Source organism: Clostridium sp. UBA3061 (genome assembly GCF_002367465.1).
Classification (GTDB): Bacteria; Bacillota; Clostridia; order Clostridiales; family Clostridiaceae; genus Clostridium_J; species Clostridium_J sulfidigenes.
The window spans coordinates 228,178-251,636 of record NZ_DFCF01000012.1 but is presented as its reverse complement, the minus strand read 5'-3'; the positions used below and the strand labels follow the sequence as shown (position 1 = coordinate 251,636).

Genomic DNA, 23,459 nt, shown 5'->3' with positions numbered 1-23,459 from the left:
CAAAGTAAATTATACCATAAAATAAAGGTTCCTTGTCAATATACTTTATAATGTTAACTTTTAAGTTTCATTAGATGGCAATGCTAGTTCCTTAATAGTATCTCCTATAACCTTAGTGCCTTTAATAAAATTCCTAAAAGGCTGACCATTAAGGATTATATTAAATTCCCCTATTTTTATATTAACCTTCGAATCCCTGTCATTAGAGCTTACATAAAAACTAGAGCTTTGTCTCACCACCTGAGGTAAATTCATATTTACCACTAAAATTCCGTATATCATAAATCCTACTGAAATTATTATTAAAAACTTGCATAATCCTATCCTTAGTGTCTTACTATTCATCTTATCTATTCTCCTTTACCTATAGGTGCTCAAAATAAAAAAAGTACCTCACATTTAATGATGTACTTTTTCTTATATTTTTATTCTTTCTTAGGCATCTTCAAAAAATAAATAAGTCAGAATGCTCGTCTATTTATTTATTTTCAGATGCCTTACTTAGAATTTAAATATTGTGCAAAAACTATACTCATATATTTCATTGAGTTTTTAGCTTCTTGTAATTTGTTGGTATCTGCTCCAACCTCCATGAGTATAGCATTATCACTTAAATCTTGGTTATAAAATAAAATACCTCCATGGTCATAGGCTATAATGCCCCTCTCTCTATACAACCCAGGATAAAGCTTATTTGCTATAGCAAATATGGATTTAACATTTTCTATATGCTTAGGATATTTAGGGTCCTGCATGGTTGTTACTAAAGTAAGCTTTGCAACATCATCTCCCTTTATGTTTCCAGTAACATCTTCTTTTCTAGGACCACCATCTCTATGAAGATCTATTATTAAATCAAACTCTCCATAACTACTTATGTTTTTACTTATGGTTTCTCTAGACGCATGATAAGCTCTATTATAATCAGCCTTATCATGTATTGTTTTATCATGGACAACTGTAAAGCCTAATTTCTCTAGTTCAGAAGTAAGAACATCCCCAACTCCTGCTACGGTGGTAGATAATCCACCGTTTCCTTCTGCATAAGCTTCATTAGTATGAGTATGATATATCAATATCTTCTTTTTAGAATTATCTTTAGGATCACCAACTACGTCTACCCCTTCTTGAAATTTATTTATGTCTGTATCTTTTAGTTCGAAAGGATTTATTGTAATTTTCTGTACTACCTTAGCATGTTCCTTCACATTCTCAAGAGCAGTTTTATCCCTTAAATTTTCTTCGTCTAAAAAGCTTATTTCCTTTCTAACTATATCCAAAGGATTCAAGGTAAAATTACCTACAAATTTTGTATCATCCTTATTTACTGCTGGCTTTAAAGTACTGACACTTTGCCCTATGAGCTTCATAAAAAAGTTAGTTCTATTGATACTTTCTAAGTTATCATCATCTAAGGCTTGGGTAGACCTAGATAAACCTATAGATATTACCATGACTACTGCTATTATAGCAAGGATAGCTCTAGAACAATACTTTCCAGCATCTGTCTTACTTTTGTTATTCACCGTATCCCCCCCTGTTTGAGTTATACATAGGTATAATTAATTACTCTAATAATTTATATGAGGAGGGAATAAATTTTATTACTTTAGTTTAAATAGGTATTTATATCATCTAAGGTTAAAGCTGGTTGAAGGGCTATGTTTATGCCATTGGCAATTATTTTAGATACACTATCTATTACTTTATCAATATCTTTAGGAGTTACTACCATGCCCCCTAATTCTGGGTCTAAAACCTCTCTAATCAATGTTTGTCTTTCATCTCTGTCAACTTCCTTAAGCATGCTATAAAAGGCACCACCCTTAGTTGAAGACTTGATTAAGCTTTCTAAAACTAAGTCTATGGTATCATTAGCTATAGTTCCTGCATCTACCACTGTAGGCACTCCTATGGCTATTACAGGGACTCCTAGGGTCTTTTCACTGAGCTCTAATCTTCTATTTCCAACTCCTGCTCCTGGAGATATACCTGTATTACCTAGCTGTATAGTTCTATTTACCCTCTGTGTCTTCCTAGAAGCAAGAGCATCTATACAAATTATTACACTAGGTTTTACCTTATCTACTATACCCTTTATAATTTCGCTGGTTTCCATACCTGTAAGTCCTAAGACACCAGGGGATATAGCACACACTGGTCTTACCCCCTCATCAATGCTATCTGGAACATATTCTTTTAAGTGTCTACTTATCATTATCTTTGACACTACCTTTGGTCCTACGGCATCAGCGGTGATATTCCAGTTACCTAACCCTACCACTAAAGCTACCATATCTTCATTTAGATTAATCAGCTTTGATAACTCTTTAGCCATAACTTCACTTACATCTATTATTCTCTCACCATCATAGTATACGAATTCTGGAAATTCTAAGGTTATATATTCACCAATAGGTTTTCCTATGTTTTTAGCTCCTTCTTCATCTAATATTTTTACTGCAGTAACTCTAACGTTATTATCTATGTATTCCTCCGATTTTACTCCTGACAATTTTCCAGGATTATTTTCACTATAAATCTCTTTAGCTTCTAAAGCTAAATCTGTTCTTACACTGTAAACTACTTCTTCTTTATCCTTAGACTTGTTTTTCTTCATCATAATTATCACACCTCATTTATGGTATTTTTCATATTATTCCTATATACATTAGTATGTATATTTATCTTTTCCCAAAGTTTCTTTCATATACTAATATGTTAAAGGTAAATTCTACTTGAAGTACGCAAAATTTAATGTTATAATAGCTTTTGTTATATGAAACTCGTAAGCAGACTTCCCCAAAGCTGCCGCTGAGAGATTGATAAAAATACAAGGGGGTGAATTAATAATGGCAAACATTAAGTCAGCTAAAAAAAGAATCAAAGTTACTCAAGCTAAGACTATGAGAAACACTATGATAAAGTCTTCTTTAAAGACAACTATAAAGAAATTTGAAGCTGTTCTAGCTAGCAATGACGTTGCTGCTGCTCAAGAAAGCTTTAAAACTGTAGTTAAAGCCCTTGATATGGCTGCTTCTAAAGGCATAATACATAAGAATAAAGCAGCTAAGAAAAAATCTAGATTAGCAGCTAAGTTAAATGGATTATCTGCTTAATAAATAAACCGGTGTATTCACCGGTTATTTATTTTTTTGCATATATTTAATTTAAAACTTTTTATTTATTCATCATGGTCTTTACCATAAGCATTTCAATGGCATTCTTTTGATCTACAGATTTACTTTTTATTTCACTTTCCGTTTCAATGCAATTTTCTATATTCTTCTTTAGAGCTTCCTGAGAAAACTTTTTGCTTTGAACTATCATCTTATCTGCAATATAGGGATTTAGGTTATATTCCTTTACTATGTCTTCTTTTCTAATCCCTTTTCCAACCTTTATTCTTATGGCAAATAAAAGCTTAAATTGACGCTCTATCATAGATAATATTTTAGGTGGTTTTTCACCCCTATATATCAATTGATTTAAAGTATCTATGGCTGCCTTTATATTTCTTTCTGAAAGATAGGATACTAAATTAAATATATCATTCTCCTTTTCATAGGGACACATCTTTATTATATCTTCTCTAGTTATCGCCCTTCCTTCAGTGTATAAAATAAGCTTCTCTATCTCGTTATCTACTATGTTCATGTTATTTTCTATGATGGAGCAAAAGTATCCAACTTCACTTTTCCCTATGGACTTTCCCTTCTCTTCAAAGATGGCTTTTACTTTACTTTGAAGACCCATGCCCTTTAGTTTGTCAACTTTTACAACCTCACATACATTTTGAAGCTTCTTAACCTTATTACTAAGTTTTTCTCTATCATCTTCAAATACATAGTACATAATTAAAAAGGTATAGGGAGGAATATCCTTAAGATAGTTTCTAAGGCTATCTATATCTTCTCCCTTATCTCTTAAAAAGTTAGCTCTAAAGATTTCTACCATTCTATATTCGCTCATAAAGGGTATAGTTTCGCAATTATTTATTAAAGCATCTACATCTAATTTATCTCCAGAAATTCTTGTATAGTTAAAATCAGCAAAACTTTCATCTATCTTTAAATTTCTTATTTTTTTTATAGCTGTCTTTATAAGTCCTTCATCAGAACCACAAAGTATATAACAATTTTTTAGTTTATTTTCTTTTATGTGTTTTTCAAGTTGTTCTAAGGTTATCAAGAAAAATTCCTCCACTCTTTAATTCTGTATAATACTTATTTCAGCATAATACTTATTCTAGTGAACATAATTATGATATAATTCTCCACCTATGAGTTTATAGTTTTCATAATAATGTCCTAGAATAATTCCTTCTCTTTTTCTGTTAATCCTTATTATATCACAGTTTGGACTTGTTGATGAAAAATTGCTTTTATAACAGCATTGAGTGGCTTCTTTTTCATATTCCTTGTCTATAATTATATTGCTAATTTTACCCCTATGATTTATTTGTAAAGAGAGAACTCCATCCTTATCTTCTACATCTATAATGCAATGCTTTGATAGTTTTAAGGTTAGCTCTTCTTCAGATTCATCATAGATTCTATCTAACCCCTTATAATTTTCATAGACATATTTCAACTTCACCTTTTCATTACATACCATTACTTTTCTGGTACCATAGTTTATTTCTACAATATCAGCCTTTTTCCCCCCTATAAAATTTATTTCTGGGTAAATTATATATTGCTGCTTTATAGTTAAAAGAAATAGTAATATAGGCAAGTATCTTAAAGATTTCACCCCTCTTCTTATAAGGATATAACTTATGTATAATATGAGAATCATAACCCCTTCTATGTAAGTAAATTCTAAGGGTAATGGCAAAAGATTAACTAAGAAAGCCTCCATGGTATCAATTATAAGCAACACTGAGTTAGTAATGAGAGACAAAAGATTAAACACCGTTGGAACCTTAATAAATAGAAGCAGAAGATTACCTAAAACTAATAGAAAGGTGTAAAATGGAATCAGAAATAGATTAGAAATTAGTCCACCTAAACTCACAGCATTAAATCTCATTATTATATAGGGTGTAGTAAAAATCATAGAGCTAAAGGTTAAACTAAGGGAGGCGGCTATAAAATTGGGGAGCTTATAAAATTTCCTTTTAATTTTATTATTTAAAGTGAAGATTCCTAATACGGCTAAAAAGCTAAGTACATAACCTATATCTAATATGTAGTAAGGTTTTATTAGCATAAGTAAAAATGCTGCAAAGGCTAAGGCTGATATACCTTCATAGGTCTTTTTCACCTTAGGGCCTAATACTAGTAAAAATATCATTATAAAGGCTCTAAAGGTAGAGCTTTTTCCTCCAGTAAATATAACATAAAAGAAAAGAACTATTAAAGCTAGTTTATATCCAATTATACTTTGAAGTACTCCATAAATTAGTGATACATGAAGTCCTGATACACTTATTATATGGGATATACCTAAAGCATTAAACTCTTCTCTTTTATCGTAATCAATATAGCTATCATCGCCACCACTTACTGCCAGTATAATAGCAGCTCCTTCTTCATCTGTAACAGCTAAAAGCTTATTATAAAGATGACTTTTTATCAAGTATCCCTTATATATTAAATCTTCCTTTAAAGGCTTTGAAGCTATCAGGTTATACTCTCCTACAATGCCTTTACTATAATCTACCTTTCTATGAAATTCTCCTTTTAATATGTACTGCCTTCCCAATTGAATATCCTTGTTCTTAGGAAAAATTTTAATTCTTCTATTTTGAAGACTACCAATATAGTAATCCTTCCCTTCCTCTACAATTCTGCACTTAATATTTTCCCCTAGGTCCATGGAATAAAAATATATAATGCAGTTTATAAAAAACAACATAGAAAACCCCATAACTATAAAAGCTAGGGGTTTCTTAAAATCTTTTTTAAGTAAAAGTATATAAATTACTATAAAAACTACAGCTGGTAAAATTCCCATGTAGCTATATAAAAAATATATAGTACATCCAAAAATCCCTGCTAAGCATATCTGAACCATTGATTTATCCATAATATCACCCTGTAGTATCATTGCCTAAGTAATAAATTGTAATTCAGTTTTATGGATAAAACTACATTTTTACAAATTTTTAATAACTCTATTAGAAAACTTAGAATACATTGTTCTCATTTCAATTTGCTTTTTAAACATTTCTTTAAAAATTATATCTTTGGTATTTGAATTTATGCCAACATATTTAAATCTAAAGAATATTTTATCCTCCATAGAATATGAATTAATAATACATCCAGGAATTTTTATCTTTTCTCCATCTTCATAATCAATAAAAATAATTCCTACCTTTATTTCTTCATCTATATCTTTTTTGTATAAATAAAAGTCTATAAATTCGCCACCAATTAAATTTATATATATTTCGTATTCTTTTTTATTGGTAGTTATAAATTTACCATCAATGAGCCATCTTAATGAAAATGTATCATTTTCTTTTATTAGTTCTAAATTAGAAAATGTAATTTCATCATCTGAAATATTTTTTAGTGTAGGTCTAAATTTCATCATAATATTATTTAACTGAATGTAAATTGTAAGTTTAGTTATAAGACTTTTATCTAACACTCTATTTAAATATTTTTCAGTATTTGTAAAAATGTATGTTTCTCCATCTTTTCTAATATTACCAAAGCTAGTAATGCTACTTTTTTTATGACTTTCATTATCCTCTATTGCTATAGTTAGATTGCAATATATTCCTGAACCCATTAAAAGCTTATCATAATCCGCACTTTCTTCTAACAATACATTTACTGCAACTTGTACTATACTATTATCAAATCTAGTACCACCACTATCATATAGTTCTTCGATAATTTCTTCAACACTTTTACGTTTTCTAATATAAGTGTTAGTCATCATGGAATCAATGTAATCTGCTATAGAAAGAATTTTACTACCAATAGGTATTTCCTTATCCATTTTACCATAGGGATAGCCCTTTCCATCTATTCTCTCATTATGATATAAGATTATTTCCGGAAATCCTCCAACCCTTAAAAACTTGTCAACTTGCAATGCTATATTATAACTATAATTAACTTTATTTTTTAAAATTTCTTCTTCCTCTTTAGTAGCATCCCACTTTTTATCTCTTATATTAGGATCAAGATATATTCTACCTATGTTATGAAGCAATGCTGCAATCTGAAGTCTCTTTAGCTCATCTTTAGATAACCCTAATTTTTCGCCTATGGTTAAACATAAATGCGCAACGTTATAGGGATGTGAAAGCATATAGGGTTCATTTATTTCACTCATATATAATAAAATATTTAAAAATCCATATATATCATTTGTATACTTATCTTTATTCTTATAAGAATAATTAATAATTTGCATAATTAATTTCTGAAAATCCTCATTATTAAATTGTATTCTAAAGTCGCTTTCTTTAAATGCCACCATACATATAAATCCATAAACTTCCTTAGAAAACTTTTCACCTTCAAATAAAGGAATATAAATTTCATAATAGGAACCAGAAAATGCTTTTCCAAATCCTGAACTATTATTCACTTTGGTTTTATTATCTAGTATTAGAGTCTTCTTTGAGTTAAATATAATCTTAAAATTAGTTTCCAAGCTTCTAATATTAGGCTTCATATCACTTTCTAATAAATTGCTTATAAAATCTGTAGATTTTATATAGGATGATTGAATTTCTAATAGCTCATTTGAATTTCTATTGTGGATAAAAATTTTCATCAAATCAAAATTAATATACCTAAGAGATTCATTTATTGTATGCTTAATCTTTTCTATAGGATAAAAATCTAGTAATTCCATAAGTATCCCCCCTACCATAATTTTTAAAAACTATTTATAATAAATTGTAATTCAGTTTTATAACCAATTTTTATATATTTCTTTAGCTGGCGTTGGCTTTGCAAAGTAATATCCCTGAATCTCATCACATTGTAATTTTCTTAGACATTCCAATTGTTCCTTTCTTTCAACCCCTTCAGCTATTACAGGAACCCCTATTGCTTTAGCAACGGTAATTACAGCCTTAACGATTGCATAATCATAGTTATCTTTATCTATTAGGTCTATTAAAGGTTTGGCTATTTTTATCCTATCTACTGGTAACTGCTTTAAATAATATAAAGAAGAATATCCAGTGCCAAAGTCATCAACAGCTATTGAAATACCCATTGCATTAATCTTTAGCAATGTATCTTTAATTTTTATATCTTCTTCCAATTCTAAAGTCTCCGTAATTTCAACTTCTACTTCTTCAGGTGTAATATGATATCTTTCCATGATTTCTTTTAATTTTATAATGAAACTATTATCCTTTAACTGTCTTACAGAAACATTAATTGCCATTCTAAGGTGTTTATTAGTTTTTTTCTTCCACTGGGATAGCTGTGCCATGGCAGTTTCCATAACCCAATATCCTATGGGAATTATAAATCCTGTTTCCTCTGCAATGGGAATAAATTCACCAGGAGAAATGAATTTTCCATCATTTCTTTGCCATCGCATAAGTGCCTCAAAGCCTATAATTGTTTCATCTTCAATGGAGACTTGTGGTTGATAATACAATTGAAATTCTTCATTAAAGTCAGCTTTTTTAAGCATAATTTCAATTTCATTTTTAGCAAATGCTAATTCTCCTAGTTTTTGGGTAAAGACCATTGCCCTATTAAATCCTAATAGCCTAGCTTGTAGCATAGCTATATCTGCATGTTTAATCATTTCATCTCTATTTTTTGCATCAAGGGGATATATAGATATTCCTACATTTAAAGTAACTCGTATATCATACTCTTCAATGGTAAATATGTCACTACAGGCATGTATAAGATTTTTAGCCATTTCTAATCCATCTTCATAGGTATATGAACCTTCCTTAGCAAAAACAAAAACATCTTCACCAAAGGAAGCTAAAATATCTTCTTCTCTGTAAACATACTCTTTAAGTCTCTTTCCTATTTCCACTAATACTTCTTCCCCAATATAATTACCAAACATGGTTTTTAGCATTTTATATTTATTTAAATCAATGTAAAAAAGAATAATATTTTCATCTTTCTTCAGATTATTAATATTATTATCTATCTGCTGAAGAAAATATCTCCTACTATGTAATCCTGTAACTACATCTTTATTTATCAAATCATTTAACTCTTTTGTTCTTTCCTGAACCTTGCTTTCCAACCTTAAGTTTAATTGCTTTTCATTTTTTAATAATTCTTCTTTAAGTATATTGGTTTGAACATGATTTGAATGTATATAGTAAAAGGTAATAACTATAAGCATTAATAATAAATATTCTAACTGCACTCCTTTAAATAGGATTAAAATTATTGGAGCAGTTAATAATAAAAGCCCCTTTTTATTTCTACCACTATTCATGAATTCAGTACGTTCTATCTTATGTTGAGTTTTAATTTTAATAATTGACCCTATAGCTGCCACTCCAAAAGCAATTACATATGCAGCATCTAATAATGAATTCGGCTCATATAGGCTGTAAAAATATTCATAATAATAAATAATATCAAAAACTATATAAAGTATATATGAACCAGCTGTAACCCTTAAATATAAAGGTATTTTCCCTTTTCTTATAGACAAGAACCAACTAGCAACCCATATAAATATTAAAAAGTCTACAAATACACAAATCATAAAAATCCAATCACTTTTCATAAGTATTGCATTTTGCATATCAGTATTAAAAAATATAACCCAAACTAAAGTCATAGTACAGATTGTTATTGCAACAGTATCTATTAAAACCTGGGTTGCATTCCATTTTTTAAATTGATGATATCCACCTATAATTAAGGAACATAGTAACAGTACATTAGTTAATAAATACCCACTTACTATAGCACTAACTTGTTCTGGATTAATTTTCAGAATTATAGCTTCCACTGCCCACATAACATCACAAACAGCCCAGTTTAAAATACTTAGAGCCAAAAATAGTCCTGAAGTTTTTAATGTCTTATTTTTCTCCTCCATATAAAAACCTTTAAAAACATAATAAGCTGCTATAAAAGTTACAATGGGAGATAAAATGTTCCCAAAAAAATTCGATTTTACAACGGTTGCTCCGAAATAGGATAAATATAAAATTGCTATTAATACCACTGTCAAAACTTTCTTCATAATCCATTTCTCCCTTACAATCGTAGAAATATAATATATAACTTATTTCCCATATAGAATACAGGTTTTCTATTCTTAAATGTAATATCTATTATTCTTTTTTTAGGATGAAAATCCTTTATTTATATAATAAAAATTTTCATTTATAATTTCATTGAAGTTAATATAGTGAATGTAAATATAAAATTGTATGAATATATCAATGAAATCATATGTAAATATAGAAATATTTGTATAGGTAACTATATGACTATTTCTATAGTTACCTATTTACCTATAAAACTATATAAATAGTTAACTAGTTAACTATTTGTTGTGTTCATGCGGGTTTCAAGGATTATTCCAAAAAAAGTAACGGGGTCAGACCCCCCTCTCATAGAATGAGAGGGGGTCTGACCCCGTTACAAAAAAAGGAATGGAGTTTTACTCCCTTTTAAGTATTTATTTTAATTAATCTATTCCCATTTAATATTAAAATCACCTTCATGATTTTTTCCTTCTATGACAATAGTATATTTTTCATCTTTGTTAATCTCCACATCTTTTTTAAAATCATCTGGTTTTTCTACTGAAAAAACTTCATTTTTTTCTTTGTCTATCAATTTAATATTTATGTCACCATTTAAAGTTTCTGAATCAATATGAAATTTCACTTCTTCCGTTTCAAATTTTACACTATATTCATAATATCCGTTGTATTCTTTATAAGAACCTTTTATCCCATTATTATCTTTACTTATGTCTCCACTATTAATCTTATAACTTGAATTCTCTGTACTATAGTTATTACAAGCTACCAATGACATAAATGTTAATGCAATAATAAAAAAACATAATACTAACTTTTTCAAAATATACCTCCTAAAAATAAAACAAATATTCTTAAAATTTTAACTATACCTCCTGTCTGATAATTATATTGTAATACGTCACTCGTATTATAATATAATTATTATATCATTGTTTTTGTACACCTTCAATACCAACCTTACTTTTTCTGTATATTTTACTTGTTATTTCATTTAATTATTTATATATTTATCTATTTACTGATTAGGTTTCTACTTTTGGACTTTTTTCTTATAATATAAACTTTTATATCCCCAAAAAACTGTGAATATAAATAAAACAATTGCAATAATTATCTTTAATTCTAAAGTATTATAGTTTCCTTTCCATAGAAGATCATATAAAACTAAAAGTAAAAATAATGATGGAATTAATGTAAAATATCTAAATAAGGAAACCATATTAGAGTAATATTGATTAATATCCTCTACATCTGTATATATTTCAAATTTATCTTCATCCTTTTCCTTTGGTTTTTCCAAAATTAATAATTCCCTATTTATATTTTTAGAAGTTGCAACTCTAGATTTACTTTCTTTAATAAATGGTCTAAGTTTAAACTTTCCAAAAGAATACTGTCCAAGGTTACTTCCCTTTATAAAACATTTAATTCCAAAATCATTTAGTTCTTTTATATAATTGTCAATATACTCATTACTGTGATTGGAAACTAATTCCACTGTGTAAATATAGTGGTTATCTTTTTCCTTTGAAAATGTATATAAACATCCCCTTTGAGATACACTTTTTAGTTTGTATCCTTGTTTTGCAATATTGTTTAACCACCTTTCCTGACCTTCAATTGGGTCTAAAAAAAGCCTAAATTTTTTAATCACTTTTTTACCTCCCTTTAAATTTATAACTTCTTATCAATAAATCTTTCTCCAAAGGTATAGATTTCTTTTATTCTTTCATATTCATTCTTAAGTACTTCTTTTCCCTCATCTGTTAACTCGTAAGAGTTTCTTTTGTCATTCTCATCATCTTCTATAGGCGTTAAATAATTCTTTTCATTCAGTTTATTTATAATTCCATATAGAGTACCAGGTCCTAAACTAATTCTACCATGAGTTTTATCTTCTAAAAACATTTTTATAGCATATCCATGTTTTTCATAAAGAAATGCTATCATCACATAATAGGTTGATTCTGTTAATGGTTTATACTTATCTTCCATCTTTAATTTTTATTATTAACCTCCAATTCCAAATATTAATTACTCCGTTATTGCCTTTAAACTTATTGTTATGTATTATTGTAGTAAAACTACAACCAGTATTACTGATCTATTGTTGTCTTTAGATCCTTTTATAGTAAACTTTTCTATAATAAAAAGATGTACTACACATTACTTAATATGTTCTACGTAGTACATCATTTTAATACTCTATTGAATTAAATGCAAGTGAAAAATTTATATTACCATAAACAGATTTCTTAGTATCCTATTGTGATACATGCTAATATACATCTTAGTATCAGTATTATTGATACCTACTAACAGAGTTCTTAATATCAGTATTTTTGATACTCACTAACAGAATTTTCAGTATCAATATTTCCATACTAATAGGTTGTTGTCCCTTAGTGAAATACTTAACCACGGACGTAGCAACTCTTTATTCTCATTTTAAAAAATATGGGAGTATTAGACTTGTAGTCATGGTTTAATATCTAAAAATCTCAAAAATATTACTTATTAACAGAAAAAACATAATCTGCGATTTCTCTTATCTTATCATCGTGTGTAACTATAATTACTATCTTATTATCTTTAACTTCATATAAAATCTTTTTTAACGCATTCATTCCATCTTCATCTAAATATGTTGATGGTTCATCTAATATGAGACAATGCGAATCTTTTAAAAGTGCTCTAATTAATGAAACTTTTTGTTTTTCTCCACCAGATATGGTGTCATTCTTTTTATTTACTTTTTTTTCGCTCAAATTTGATCTAGACTCTCCATTATATAATTTGAACGCTTCTACATAATAATTTAAAAGCTCAAGGTCACAATTATCTATTGAATATTTCAAGTTTGCCTCCAAATTACTTTCAAATAAAGCAGGATTTTGTTCTGCAACTGAAAATAAATCTCTTCTAGCACAAAGCATATCTATATTTTTTATACTTTTATTATTTATAAATACTTCGCCCTGATAATTATTATATATATTTAATATGACATTAATTAAAGTACTTTTTCCACTTCCATTTTCTCCAACAATACAGTATATACTTCCTTTTTCAAATAAATAACTGATGGGCTTAAAAACATTTCCATTACCATTATAGCTAAAAGAAACATTTTTTAGCTCTATTTCATCAATGTGTCCTATTAGTTCACTGCCATTGATTTCCTTTTCTAAAGTGCTAACTTCTCCTATTCTATTAAGACATATTAAAGCACTTTGATAGGTTTTTCCTAATTCTAAAAAGTAATTTACTGCTCCAATAAAAATAGCAAAATAACTGCTCATTATTGTAAATTCTCCAATAGTTAAATTACTACTTATAATTCTTACTCCACCTATAAATATAAGTGCTATTTTGGCTAAATTATTTATTGTAGAACCTAACGATGAAAAAATATAAGCTAGTTTAGTAAATTTCATAATGATATTATATAACTTTTCATATTTTTCACGTACTTCAGTTAATATATTTTGATATAAAGAATTTAACTTAATAAAATAAATATTACTTATTTTATAACTTACATCTGAAAAAAATATATTTTCTTCTTCTTTTACTGAATATCCTTTCTCATATAAAGGCTTTTTAAATGCTAAATAAGAAATAATATATATAGGAACAAATATCATTAATACTAAACTCATTAACCAATCTATTTTAAAAAGCATAAATCCTACAATTATAATACTTAATACCTGTATTACTATACCTATTGAATTAGTTATAAAAAAACTTGATATCTCTTCTGTATCTGAAAAGATTCTTTGACTTAAATAAGCTGCATCTTTTTTCTTTAATTCAATTTGACTTGTTTTCGTCAACTGTAATAATAACTTTTCTTTTAAATCATAAGATATATTAGTAACAATTTTTACTTTTTTCATGTTTGATAGATATGAGCTTATTATTGCAAAAATCGTAAGTACAATAGATATTAATGTAAAACGATATATATTTTCCATTGCTTTTACATTTATTAAATTATCAATATAATCTCCAATAATATAAGGCATTATTATATTAATACTCCATGATAAAATACTTAAAATCAAAAATGTAAAAAACTCAGATTTTCTTTTTGATAGACTAAATTGAATTAAACGAAATATTTTCATTAAACTCACTAACCCTTATTTATAATTTCTGAAAAGTAACTCTTAACTTGTTCTTCTACTATCCCCTTTATTTTAAAGCAACCTGAATCTTCATACTTCTCACTTTTTCCATAGCTAACTGATCCACATCCACCTCCACATGCTGGAAGATATACACAATCTCTACACTCCTCTACATTTAGTGGATTTCTAGTCATCCATTCAAAGTATTTATATGTTATATCTTTTATATTTCCATCTGCATCTAACTTACCAATTCTATGTTCTTCTTCACCAGTATGTTCCCAGCACTTATACATTTCTCCACTTGGCTCAATGGTAAAATTATTATCACAATTAAGTCCACAGTATGTCCATTTTCTCATTGGTCTTCTCTTAACATCAAAGCCTACTTTACCTGCCTTTGTCCACAAATTGCTTAATAAATCACCTAATTCTTCCTCTACATAACAGTTATCTTCATAGGATGAACATGCATCTGTTCCACCTCTTACTATTCCAAAATCTATACTTAATTCATCAAGCCCTTTGCTATGAAAGAAATCCATAAGTTCATTCATATCTTTTATATTAGTTTTGTCTACATTTACTCTAATTACTGTATGCAGCTTGTCCTTGTATTTTTTTAGCAACTCTAAGCTTTCTATTATTTTATCAAAGGTTCCTTCTCCATTTTTTCCTATTCTTCTTGTATTATGAATTTCTCTCGTTCCATCTATTGTTATTTGTACATACTTACAATTATATTTAACTAATGATTCTACTATTCTTTCGTCTAACAATGTACCATTGGTTATAATTGATGTTACAAGTGTCATATTGTTTTCTTTACAAAATTGGCTAAGTTCTTCTAGTATGTGTTCTCCTGCTTTATAATTTACTAGAGGTTCTCCTCCAAAAAGTATAATGTTTACACTTTTTGTTCCTCTTTGAAGAGATTCATTTTTTATATGTTTTATTATAGAATTAGCTGTTTCTATTGTCATTGAATTACTCTTTGCCTCTCCTGCACCTTCATAACAATATACGCATCTCAAATTACATGCCCATGTCAATAAAATTGTATAAGATAAATTATTATTCCCATACTTAGCTTTATTATGATAAAAATCAAAATATCTATTTTCATCTATCTCATCTGGTACTATTAATTTTTTCTCAATCATTTCTTTTTTTAGCTCTTCGTCTATTTCACTCATATCATTTTCTTTCATTTTTCCCATAGTCTTATCATCAACTAAAAAACTATTTCCTGATAATGTATTAAATAAAATATTTTCTTCTTTGTTGTATGGTATTAAAAGATTAAATTTTGAATACTTCATTAATTAATATCCCTCCAATATGTAGAGCATTAGATTACAGTAAAATCTTGCTCTCTAATGCTCTTAATTTTTTTTACCAGAACTTAAGTCCGCAAACCTTAGCTCCACAACCGTCAATCCAACAAGCTGTTTCTATAGTTCCCTTGTAATGATCTCCCTCTGAATATAAATTTCCAATAAACATATAAACACCTCCTAATTTTCACCAGTAGTTGAAAAAATATCGATCCAACATCCGTCTACAGGACAAACATCTACTGCACATGCTTCAATTCCACATGCATTTCCACCACATGCGTTTCCGCCACATAATTTACCTGCACATCCATCAGCTCCACAAGCCTTAGCTGGACATCCATCTACTGCGCACATTGGGCTAATTCCACCTGAGCCATAGGCATTTCCAATATACTTCATAAAATCTCCTCCCCTCCAAATAAAATATAGGTATATGTAGTACGTGTTACGTATTACATATACCTATATTACCATTTGAATTATTTATTTTCAATATTTTCACTGTATTTTTTTAAAACATTTTACTTTTTATTACAACAAATTTCATCGATATTTTTCAATTTATCCGATGACTACCCGCTCTAATACTCCCATCTTTTTCAAAGTGGGAGTAAAGAGCGGCTACGACCCTGGATAACGATTTCCCCTAAAGGACAACGAATTCTAAGTATCGAAAATACTGATACTAAGAATTCTGTTAGTAACCTTCAGAGGGAGTAAAAACTCCCTCTGAAGCGAAGAACTCTGTTTATTCTCGCAGCCTACAAACATATTTCTAGTTTTTCAGGCATAAAATAAGGACCCAAAAGTTATTTACCGTTGGTATTACTAACTTTCAAGTCCTTATATTACTTTGGCGGGAATATGTGAGAATCGAACTCACCCGTCGTGGTCTTAGCACGGCAACTCGGTTTTGAAGACCGGCAGGCACACCAGCACCTATCTACTCCCATATTACTTCCTACACTTGGTATTATAAGATGTAATAGATAAAAAATCAAGTATTAAAATCATCAATACTTGATTTTTTTCACTATTAATACATTACTCTATCATTTTCTACACGTTTAGTGAATTTTATACTATCTAGATGTTCCATGATAGCAATGGTATATTTTCTGTTACTTTCAAAAATTTCTTTAGCTGTAGCTGCTGATATAGAGCCATTTTCAAGGATATAATTTCTTACCTTATTCTTAGCTTCTTCATAATCTTCCTTAAGAAGAGTGCAGTCTTCATTTAATTTAATTAAAATTTCCTTATCTATTAGGAGTTCATATACCATCTTAAATCCAGCTCTATCTTTTTCCCCTTGGCCTAAGTCTACATATTTAGGAGGGGTAAACTTTAACCTTTTATATTCATTTATTATAAAGTTTTTCATTCTTTCTTGTTCTTTATTCAAGGTTACATTAAAATCATATAAAGCTATAAACTTTTCACTTACTTTTAATGTTTTCTTTTCTACTAACATGTTTAATATCTCATCATAATTCTTTTGTTTTAATTTTTTAGTAAATATTTTATTTTTAGCTTCTTCCTTAGACATTCCAAATTTTAATGGATTCTTTTTATGGAAATCTTCTATGAGTGCCTTTAATTCTTTTGTTTTATCCTTTAAGAAATCTTTATGGATGAATATGCTATTATCCTGTCCTCCTAGTCTTATTATGGTTTCTTGATCTTCTAAAGCTTTTAATTCCTCTTCTATGTTATCCATGTTTTTACCAAGACTCTTTAATATAGCTAAAGAATCTGGATAGGTATCGCTTAAATTTTTCACTGTATTTTCTAAAATATTAGTAGATTTACCACTTTCTTTTAATTTTAATTCTTCTAAATACTCAGCAGTAACCTTCTTAGATTTTTTAGCATTAGGCTCTATTATTATACCTCCTGCTATGGTATTCATAGGAGAATAGCTTCTTATGATGTAGCGGTCATTTCTTTGAACTGTAATAGGCTTTTCTAATCTCAGTTGAACGTAAGCCCACTGTCCAGGTTTAATTTCTTCTTTATCTAAAGGTATAATTCTACAGATTATTTCTTCTGTACCATGATATAGCCTTACCCTTTGTCTATTTACTATAGACTTTTCAGCGGTTTTTATATGGTACAACTTACAATCTATGATTAAAGAGGGCTCCATAATATCTTCCTTAGCTACCACATTACCTCTTTGTACCTCTGACACCTTAATATTGGCAAGATTTATGGCACAACGCTGTCCTGCTTCTCCAAGTTCTGAAGGCACATCATGGACTCTTATTCCTCTAACCTTGGCCTTAACCTTACCTGGATATATCTCCACGGTATCACCTAGGGATACCTTTCCACTTATTATAGTTCCAGTTACCACTGTACCAAAACCACTTATACTAAAGGATCTATCTACTGGTAATCTAAAATGACCTTCTGTATCCTTTGCTTCTACTTCTTCTGTTAATTTATCTATATCTACAATTAATTCTTCAAAACCCATTTTAGTCTTAGAGGATACTGCGTGAATAGGTGCATCCTCTAAAAAAGTATCCTTAAATTCTTCCTTTATGTCTTCCTTTATCATATCTAACCAATCAGCTTCCACTAAATCTGACTTGGTTAATACTACTATGCCTTTTTTTATATTTAAAAGTTTTAATATTTCAAAGTGTTCCCTGGTTTGCGGCATTATTCCTTCATCGGCAGCTATTACAAGTAACACCACATCTATACTACTTATTCCTGCCAACATATTTTTAATGAATTTTTCATGACCTGGTACGTCAATTATTCCTGCTCTTCTTCCTGAAGGTAAGTCAAAATAGGTAAATCCTAAATTTATAGATATTCCTCTATTTTTTTCTTCTTGTAGAGTATCTGTTTCCCTTCCTGTAAGAGCTTTAATTAAGGTAGTTTTACCATGGTCAATATGTCCAGCAGTACCTATAATTATATGCTTCATCTATTTTACTTCATCCTTTCAAAGCATCTGTTTTATAATAGAGCAGGTAGGTAGTAACCCACCTGATTGATCTAATCTACTCTATAGCCTTAAAACACTGTACTATTTCATCAAAATCTTCTTTAAATAAGGTTCTTCCATCTAAAACTAGCTCATCATTGTAAACCCTAGCTATTAGTGGAGTTTCCCCTAATCTAAGTTTTCTCTCCATATCCTCTGGAGAAAATTTTTCACTGGTTACTTTAACTACATAGGTTTCAATTTTTTCTGTAGGCATAGACCCTCCACCTACCATGGATTCACCTTTGTCTATATAAAATTTAAAGTCCTTAGTCTTACTTTGTAGCTTTCTCTTTAGAAGTATACATTTTTTCTTAACTTCTTCCTTAGGCATCAAAATCATATTTAAAGATGGAATGTTATCTATAGCTTCTTTTTCATCTATATAATATTTTAAGGTACCTTCTAAGGCTGCTAAAGTCATTTTGTCAACTCTTAGGGCCCTAGTTAATTGATTCTTTTTCATTCTATCGATATATTTCTTTTTCCCAACAATGATTCCCGCCTGTGGACCACCTAGCATTTTATCTCCACTAAAAGTTACTACATCAATACCTTTTTTTATGCTATCTTGCACGGTAGGTTCATAGGTAAAACCATATTTACCAAAGTCTATAAGAACTCCACTACCTATATCTTCTACCACCGGAATTTCATGCTTTTCTCCCAGTTCTACAAGCTGCTCTAAGGACACTCCTTCTGTAAAGCCTAAAACTTTAAAGTTAGAGGTATGAACCTTTAAAAGTACTCCTGTATTTTCTCTTATATTATTTTCATAATCATATAGATGAGTTCTATTTGTAGTTCCTATTTCCACTAGCTTAGCTCCACTAAACTTCATAACTTCTGGTATTCTAAAGGAGCCACCTATTTCTACTAGTTCTCCTCTAGAAACTATGACTTCCTTTTCCTTTGCTAAGGTATCTAGGACTAACATTATAGCTGCTGCATTATTATTTACTACCATGGCAGCTTCTGCTCCAGTAACCTTTTTAATAATTTCTTCTATGTGAGAATATCTAGAACCTCTTTTCCCGCTTTCTATGTCATATTCTAAATTATTATAGCTACCTGCCACTGTTATCACATTTTCTATAGCTTTTTTTCCTAAAAGTGAACGACCTAAATTAGTATGTATAACAGTTCCTGTGGCATTTATCACCCTTTCTAGGTGCATTTTGTTTTTGCTTTCTAGAGTATGAACTGCAAAATCTAGTACTTGCTCTGTATTTAAACTATCTATATTGCCTTTTAATATACCATTTCTATAAAATTCTATGGCTTCCCTTAAGGATTCTAAAACTATGGTTCTAGAATTTTCTTCTATTAACTTATTTACTGATTGAAGTTTTAAAAGTTCATCTATCTTAGGTAATTTTCTTAATAATTCCTTATTCATTTTACTTCTCCCATGCATTTTAATAAGATACAACTTATGTATGGCTATCTATTCCACCACTAGGGGTACTTCACCCTTTTCAATTACTTCACCAATAATAGCAGGTTTTATATCTAACTTCATTAATCTTTCCATCATAGACTGAACTTGATCTTGAGGAGTAGATATTAATAAACCTCCTGAGGTTTGTGGATCAAATAAAGCATCCTCTAACCATTCTGGAATATCCTCTAATTTATACTTGCCATCTAAATATCCTTTATTGTTATAGGTTCCTGCAGGCACTAAACCCATCTCTGCATATTCTCTAGCACCTTTAATCACTGGAATTTTATCTTTAAATAACTTTATAGTGATATCAGAAGCTGATGCCATCTCATATCCGTGACCCATTATTCCAAAGCCAGTAACATCTGTGCATGCATTTATGTTGTAATCTACTATAATTTCACCTGCATATTTATTTAAGGTACTCATAACCTTTACAGCTTCATCATATACTTCCTTGGATGCTATTTCTGCCTTTATAGCTGTATTAACAATTCCTGTACCTATAGGCTTTGTTAATATAAGTACGTCTCCCACCTTACAACCATGGTTTTTAAGGACCTTTTCAGGATGTACTATTCCCATAACAGATAACCCATACTTAGGTTCGTCATCTTCAACAGTATGTCCACCAATCACTACGGCACCTGCTTCTATGACTTTATCAGCGCCACCTTTTAAAATTTCTCCTAATATATCTATATTAAGGCAATTAGGAAAGCAAACTATATTCATGGCTACTGTAGGCTTTCCTCCCATGGCATAAACATCACTTAGGGAATTTGCAGCTGCTATGGCTCCAAAGGTATAAGGATCATCTACCACTGGTGTAAAGAAATCTAAGGTTTGAATAGCTGCTATATCCTCTGTTAGCTTGTAAACTGCTGCATCATCAGAAGTTTCTATTCCTACTAATAGGTTTTCATTTGACATTTTAGGTAATTTGTCTAGTATTTTTGAAAGGGTCTCCGGCCCTATTTTCGCTGCTCATCCAGAGGTCTTTGAAAGTTCTGTTAATCTTTTTGACATGGTTTTACCTCCTTATTTTATAATAAAAACAAACACTATTTTTTATTAAATTTAACTTTATTTAGTATTAAAAATTATACTAATTCTTTAATAATTCTATACTAATACTCATTTTATGTCTACCTTATCTCTCAATTTCTCTAAGGTTTTTACTCCTATACCCGTTATATTTGTCAGTTCATCTACGGAGTTAAATTTTCCATTTTCATTTCTGTAATCTACTATACTTTGAGCTTTTACTTGACCAATACCTGGAATGGTCATTAGTTCATCCACCGTTGCTTTATTTATATTTATTTTTCCTTTTGAATCTACAGCTCCTGTATCCTTTTCCTGCTGTTCTTCAACTTCAATTTCTGAATCTAATACTTCTTCGCCTATTTTATATATTTTAATACATTGTTCATCTTCTAGTATTTTAGAAAAATATATCTTTTCCTCATCTGCTTCTGGTGTCAGTCCCCCTGCTATTTCAATTAAGTCTCTTACTCTAGAACCTGCTTTTAATTCATATTCTTTAGGAGCTTTCACTGCACCTTTTATATCTACAACTATTTTATTATCATTTATATTTTCTTGATTTTCACTATCTTTTTTATTACTATCTTTATTACTATCTTTATTCTCAGTATTTTCATTTTCTCCATTACCTTTTGAATTTTGGCTTTGAAAATACTGTTGTTCATCAAGGAATACCTCTTTATATTCTTCTTCTTTATTGTGATTAATTATGTATCCTGCTACCAAAAATATAATACTAAGTATTAATATGGATAATGCTCCAATTATTTTTTCTTTTAATTTCACTTTAATACACCTCTCAATTAACATCTTATCCATATTTTTTATAAATTATTATCGTACTTCCAACTTTTTTTTGATATAATTATGTATTATGTGTTAAAAAAGTTACTAGATAAAAATTAAATATGTATAGTAAGGAGATTTCTATGAAAAAACTATTATTTATCATATTATCATTTTTTGCTATAACCCTATTAAGTTATGGTAATGCATATGCATACTCAGACCCACCTTCAATAACTGGTAAAAGCGTGGTAGTTATGGATGCTAATACTGGGGCAGTGGTCTATGGTAAAGATGAAAATAAACCTTATCCACCAGCATCTACAACAAAACTAATGACAGTACTTCTAACTCTAGAAAATTGTGATCTAGATGAAGTTGTAACTGTAGGTGAATTTCCTCCTACCATTGAGGGTTCAAAAATCTATGTAGATGTGGGAGAAAAGATGACTGTAGAAGAAATGTTATATTCAGTAATAATGGTTTCTGCAAATGATTGTGCTGCTGCTCTAGCAGAGCATATCTCTGGCTCCATTGAAGAGTTTGCCGTATTAATGAATCAACGTGCAAAGGAACTCGGCTGTAAAAATACCAACTTTGTAAATCCTCATGGACTTTATGATGATAAACATAGAACTACAGCTTATGATTTAGCTCTTATGGAAAAAGAATTATTAAATCACGAAAAATATATTGAAATATCTAAAACTAAATCTACCTTCTTACAGCCTACAAATATTTTTAAAGAAAAAAGACCTCTTTGGAACGATAATAGACTACTTCACGATGCTTATGAATGCTATTATCCAGATGCCATTGCTGGTAAAACAGGCTATACTGATGAATCTCGTCATTCTTTTGTAGCTTCTGCTTGTAAAGGGGATAACAAGTTTATAATAGCAATATTATTTGATGAAAATAAAGCCTATTATGATGAAACTCCTAAACTTTTTGATTGGGCCTTTAAAAACTTTTCCACTGAAAAAGCTTTTTCAAAAGGTGAAGAAATAGGTACTTACGAAACTACTAATGGTTCGATTATTCCTTTATTGGCTGATAAAAACATACTATATACAAAGGATAATAGTTCTAAAGAAAAGCCATCAATAGTAATTAATAAGGATACTCTTAGTAATAAATTTTTTAATAAGGGTGAGCCTATTACTACTGTTGCAGTTAATTATAATGATCAAAGCTATAGCAGTGAGGTTTTAAGTGGTAGTGATTACGAAGAAGAAGTGCTTCCTGTAGTTGGAAATTTAGTTACTACAAAAGATAACACTATAAGCTATAAAAATCTATTTATGATTATAGGTGGAATAGTTTTAGGAATTATTCTTCTAATATTGGCTATTATATATATTATTAAGAAAAGAAGATTAGCCAAAAAACGAAAAAAACTTTTCTCTTCTTATAATTCATACAAAAATAAATATTAATTTACCAAAATATAAATGGTGCTGCATTATTAACTAATGAAGCACCATTTCTTTATTCCATG

At 29.3% G+C, this 23,459-nt stretch carries 19 protein-coding genes and 1 tRNA gene; 2 read left to right on the top strand and 18 right to left on the bottom strand.

The genetic code is table 11. The annotated features are described in order from the left end of the window. Positions 1–60: 60 nt before the first annotated feature. The 3 genes from B2P65_RS11690 to gpr all read right to left on the bottom strand — a co-directional run bounded on the left by B2P65_RS11690 (position 61) and on the right by gpr (position 2,623). Complete coding sequence (locus B2P65_RS11690; RefSeq protein WP_346880178.1) at positions 61–345, bottom strand: hypothetical protein; 285 nt, start codon at positions 343–345, stop codon at positions 61–63. Positions 346–497: 152 nt separating this feature from the next. After that, positions 498–1,526 (bottom strand): stage II sporulation protein P, encoded by a 1,029-nt coding sequence (locus B2P65_RS11685; protein WP_346848415.1) that lies wholly within the window; start codon positions 1,524–1,526, stop codon positions 498–500. 83 nt (positions 1,527–1,609) lie between these two features. Beyond that, positions 1,610–2,623 (bottom strand): GPR endopeptidase, encoded by a 1,014-nt coding sequence (gene gpr / locus B2P65_RS11680; RefSeq protein WP_346848414.1) that lies wholly within the window; start codon positions 2,621–2,623, stop codon positions 1,610–1,612. A gap of 229 nt (positions 2,624–2,852) precedes the next feature. On the opposite strand from gpr, the gene rpsT reads away from it, so the two are divergent. Next, positions 2,853–3,119: a 30S ribosomal protein S20 gene (rpsT, locus tag B2P65_RS11675; protein ID WP_035128853.1), complete on the top strand. Its 267-nt coding sequence runs from the start codon at positions 2,853–2,855 to the stop codon at positions 3,117–3,119. Positions 3,120–3,180: 61 nt separating this feature from the next. Here rpsT and holA read toward each other — a convergent pair whose 3' ends face one another. The 15 genes from holA to B2P65_RS11600 form a co-directional block, all read right to left on the bottom strand. After that, the gene (holA, locus tag B2P65_RS11670; RefSeq protein ID WP_346848413.1) at positions 3,181–4,191 is read right to left on the bottom strand and encodes a DNA polymerase III subunit delta; all 1,011 of its coding nucleotides are present in this window, start codon (positions 4,189–4,191) and stop codon (positions 3,181–3,183) included. A 57-nt stretch (positions 4,192–4,248) separates the two neighbouring features. After that, positions 4,249–6,033, bottom strand: a complete 1,785-nt coding sequence (locus tag B2P65_RS11665; RefSeq protein WP_346880177.1) for a ComEC/Rec2 family competence protein — start codon at positions 6,031–6,033, stop codon at positions 4,249–4,251. A 69-nt stretch (positions 6,034–6,102) separates the two neighbouring features. Further along, positions 6,103–7,827 (bottom strand): HD-GYP domain-containing protein, encoded by a 1,725-nt coding sequence (locus tag B2P65_RS11660; protein WP_346848411.1) that lies wholly within the window; start codon positions 7,825–7,827, stop codon positions 6,103–6,105. A 57-nt stretch (positions 7,828–7,884) separates the two neighbouring features. Next, positions 7,885–10,164 carry a bifunctional diguanylate cyclase/phosphodiesterase gene (locus tag B2P65_RS11655; RefSeq protein ID WP_346848410.1) on the bottom strand — a complete coding sequence of 760 codons (2,280 nt, stop codon included), beginning with the start codon at positions 10,162–10,164 and terminating at the stop codon, positions 7,885–7,887. A gap of 455 nt (positions 10,165–10,619) precedes the next feature. Next, positions 10,620–11,015 carry a hypothetical protein gene (locus B2P65_RS11650; RefSeq protein ID WP_346848409.1) on the bottom strand — a complete coding sequence of 132 codons (396 nt, stop codon included), beginning with the start codon at positions 11,013–11,015 and terminating at the stop codon, positions 10,620–10,622. Positions 11,016–11,225: 210 nt separating this feature from the next. Next, entirely contained in the window at positions 11,226–11,849 is a 624-nt protein-coding gene (locus tag B2P65_RS11645) for a DUF2812 domain-containing protein (protein ID WP_346848408.1), read from the bottom strand. Between the two features lie 20 nt (positions 11,850–11,869). After that, entirely contained in the window at positions 11,870–12,190 is a 321-nt protein-coding gene (locus B2P65_RS11640; RefSeq protein ID WP_346848407.1) for a PadR family transcriptional regulator, read from the bottom strand. Positions 12,191–12,705: 515 nt separating this feature from the next. Next, positions 12,706–14,328, bottom strand: a complete 1,623-nt coding sequence (locus tag B2P65_RS11635; protein WP_346880176.1) for an ABC transporter ATP-binding protein — start codon at positions 14,326–14,328, stop codon at positions 12,706–12,708. An 8-nt stretch (positions 14,329–14,336) separates the two neighbouring features. Continuing rightward, entirely contained in the window at positions 14,337–15,653 is a 1,317-nt protein-coding gene (locus B2P65_RS11630; RefSeq protein WP_346848405.1) for a Cys-every-fifth radical SAM/SPASM peptide maturase CefB, read from the bottom strand. A 195-nt stretch (positions 15,654–15,848) separates the two neighbouring features. Continuing rightward, the gene (locus tag B2P65_RS11625) at positions 15,849–16,070 is read right to left on the bottom strand and encodes a Cys-every-fifth RiPP peptide CefA (protein WP_346848404.1); all 222 of its coding nucleotides are present in this window, start codon (positions 16,068–16,070) and stop codon (positions 15,849–15,851) included. 455 nt (positions 16,071–16,525) lie between these two features. Next, positions 16,526–16,622: transfer RNA gene (locus B2P65_RS11620), tRNA-Sec, on the bottom strand. A gap of 85 nt (positions 16,623–16,707) precedes the next feature. Further along, positions 16,708–18,615, bottom strand: coding sequence for a selenocysteine-specific translation elongation factor (selB, locus tag B2P65_RS11615; protein WP_346880175.1), 1,908 nt, complete (start codon positions 18,613–18,615; stop codon positions 16,708–16,710). A gap of 76 nt (positions 18,616–18,691) precedes the next feature. Then, positions 18,692–20,074: an L-seryl-tRNA(Sec) selenium transferase gene (gene selA, locus B2P65_RS11610; protein WP_346848402.1), complete on the bottom strand. Its 1,383-nt coding sequence runs from the start codon at positions 20,072–20,074 to the stop codon at positions 18,692–18,694. A 48-nt stretch (positions 20,075–20,122) separates the two neighbouring features. Further along, the gene (selD, locus tag B2P65_RS11605; protein ID WP_084178008.1) at positions 20,123–21,151 is read right to left on the bottom strand and encodes a selenide, water dikinase SelD; all 1,029 of its coding nucleotides are present in this window, start codon (positions 21,149–21,151) and stop codon (positions 20,123–20,125) included. A 108-nt stretch (positions 21,152–21,259) separates the two neighbouring features. Beyond that, positions 21,260–21,958 (bottom strand): helix-hairpin-helix domain-containing protein, encoded by a 699-nt coding sequence (locus B2P65_RS11600; protein WP_346848401.1) that lies wholly within the window; start codon positions 21,956–21,958, stop codon positions 21,260–21,262. A 143-nt stretch (positions 21,959–22,101) separates the two neighbouring features. On the opposite strand from B2P65_RS11600, the gene B2P65_RS11595 reads away from it, so the two are divergent. Then, positions 22,102–23,397 (top strand): D-alanyl-D-alanine carboxypeptidase family protein, encoded by a 1,296-nt coding sequence (locus B2P65_RS11595; RefSeq protein ID WP_346880174.1) that lies wholly within the window; start codon positions 22,102–22,104, stop codon positions 23,395–23,397. Positions 23,398–23,459 lie beyond the last annotated feature (62 nt).

Bases quoted from the DNA above. Each gene is read 5' to 3' on its own strand.
- B2P65_RS11690 (WP_346880178.1), bottom strand. From the start codon at position 345: ATGAATAGTAAGACACTAAGGATAGGATTATGCAAGTTTTTAATAATA.
- gpr (WP_346848414.1), bottom strand. From the start codon at position 2,623: ATGATGAAGAAAAACAAGTCTAAGGATAAAGAAGAAGTAGTTTACAGT.
- rpsT (WP_035128853.1), top strand. From the start codon at position 2,853: ATGGCAAACATTAAGTCAGCTAAAAAAAGAATCAAAGTTACTCAAGCT.
- B2P65_RS11665 (WP_346880177.1), bottom strand. From the start codon at position 6,033: ATGGATAAATCAATGGTTCAGATATGCTTAGCAGGGATTTTTGGATGT.
- B2P65_RS11660 (WP_346848411.1), bottom strand. From the start codon at position 7,827: ATGGAATTACTAGATTTTTATCCTATAGAAAAGATTAAGCATACAATA.
- B2P65_RS11655 (WP_346848410.1), bottom strand. From the start codon at position 10,164: ATGAAGAAAGTTTTGACAGTGGTATTAATAGCAATTTTATATTTATCC.
- B2P65_RS11640 (WP_346848407.1), bottom strand. From the start codon at position 12,190: ATGGAAGATAAGTATAAACCATTAACAGAATCAACCTATTATGTGATG.
- B2P65_RS11635 (WP_346880176.1), bottom strand. From the start codon at position 14,328: ATGAAAATATTTCGTTTAATTCAATTTAGTCTATCAAAAAGAAAATCT.
- B2P65_RS11630 (WP_346848405.1), bottom strand. From the start codon at position 15,653: ATGAAGTATTCAAAATTTAATCTTTTAATACCATACAACAAAGAAGAA.
- B2P65_RS11625 (WP_346848404.1), bottom strand. From the start codon at position 16,070: ATGAAGTATATTGGAAATGCCTATGGCTCAGGTGGAATTAGCCCAATG.
- selB (WP_346880175.1), bottom strand. From the start codon at position 18,615: ATGAAGCATATAATTATAGGTACTGCTGGACATATTGACCATGGTAAA.
- selA (WP_346848402.1), bottom strand. From the start codon at position 20,074: ATGAATAAGGAATTATTAAGAAAATTACCTAAGATAGATGAACTTTTA.
- B2P65_RS11595 (WP_346880174.1), top strand. From the start codon at position 22,102: ATGAAAAAACTATTATTTATCATATTATCATTTTTTGCTATAACCCTA.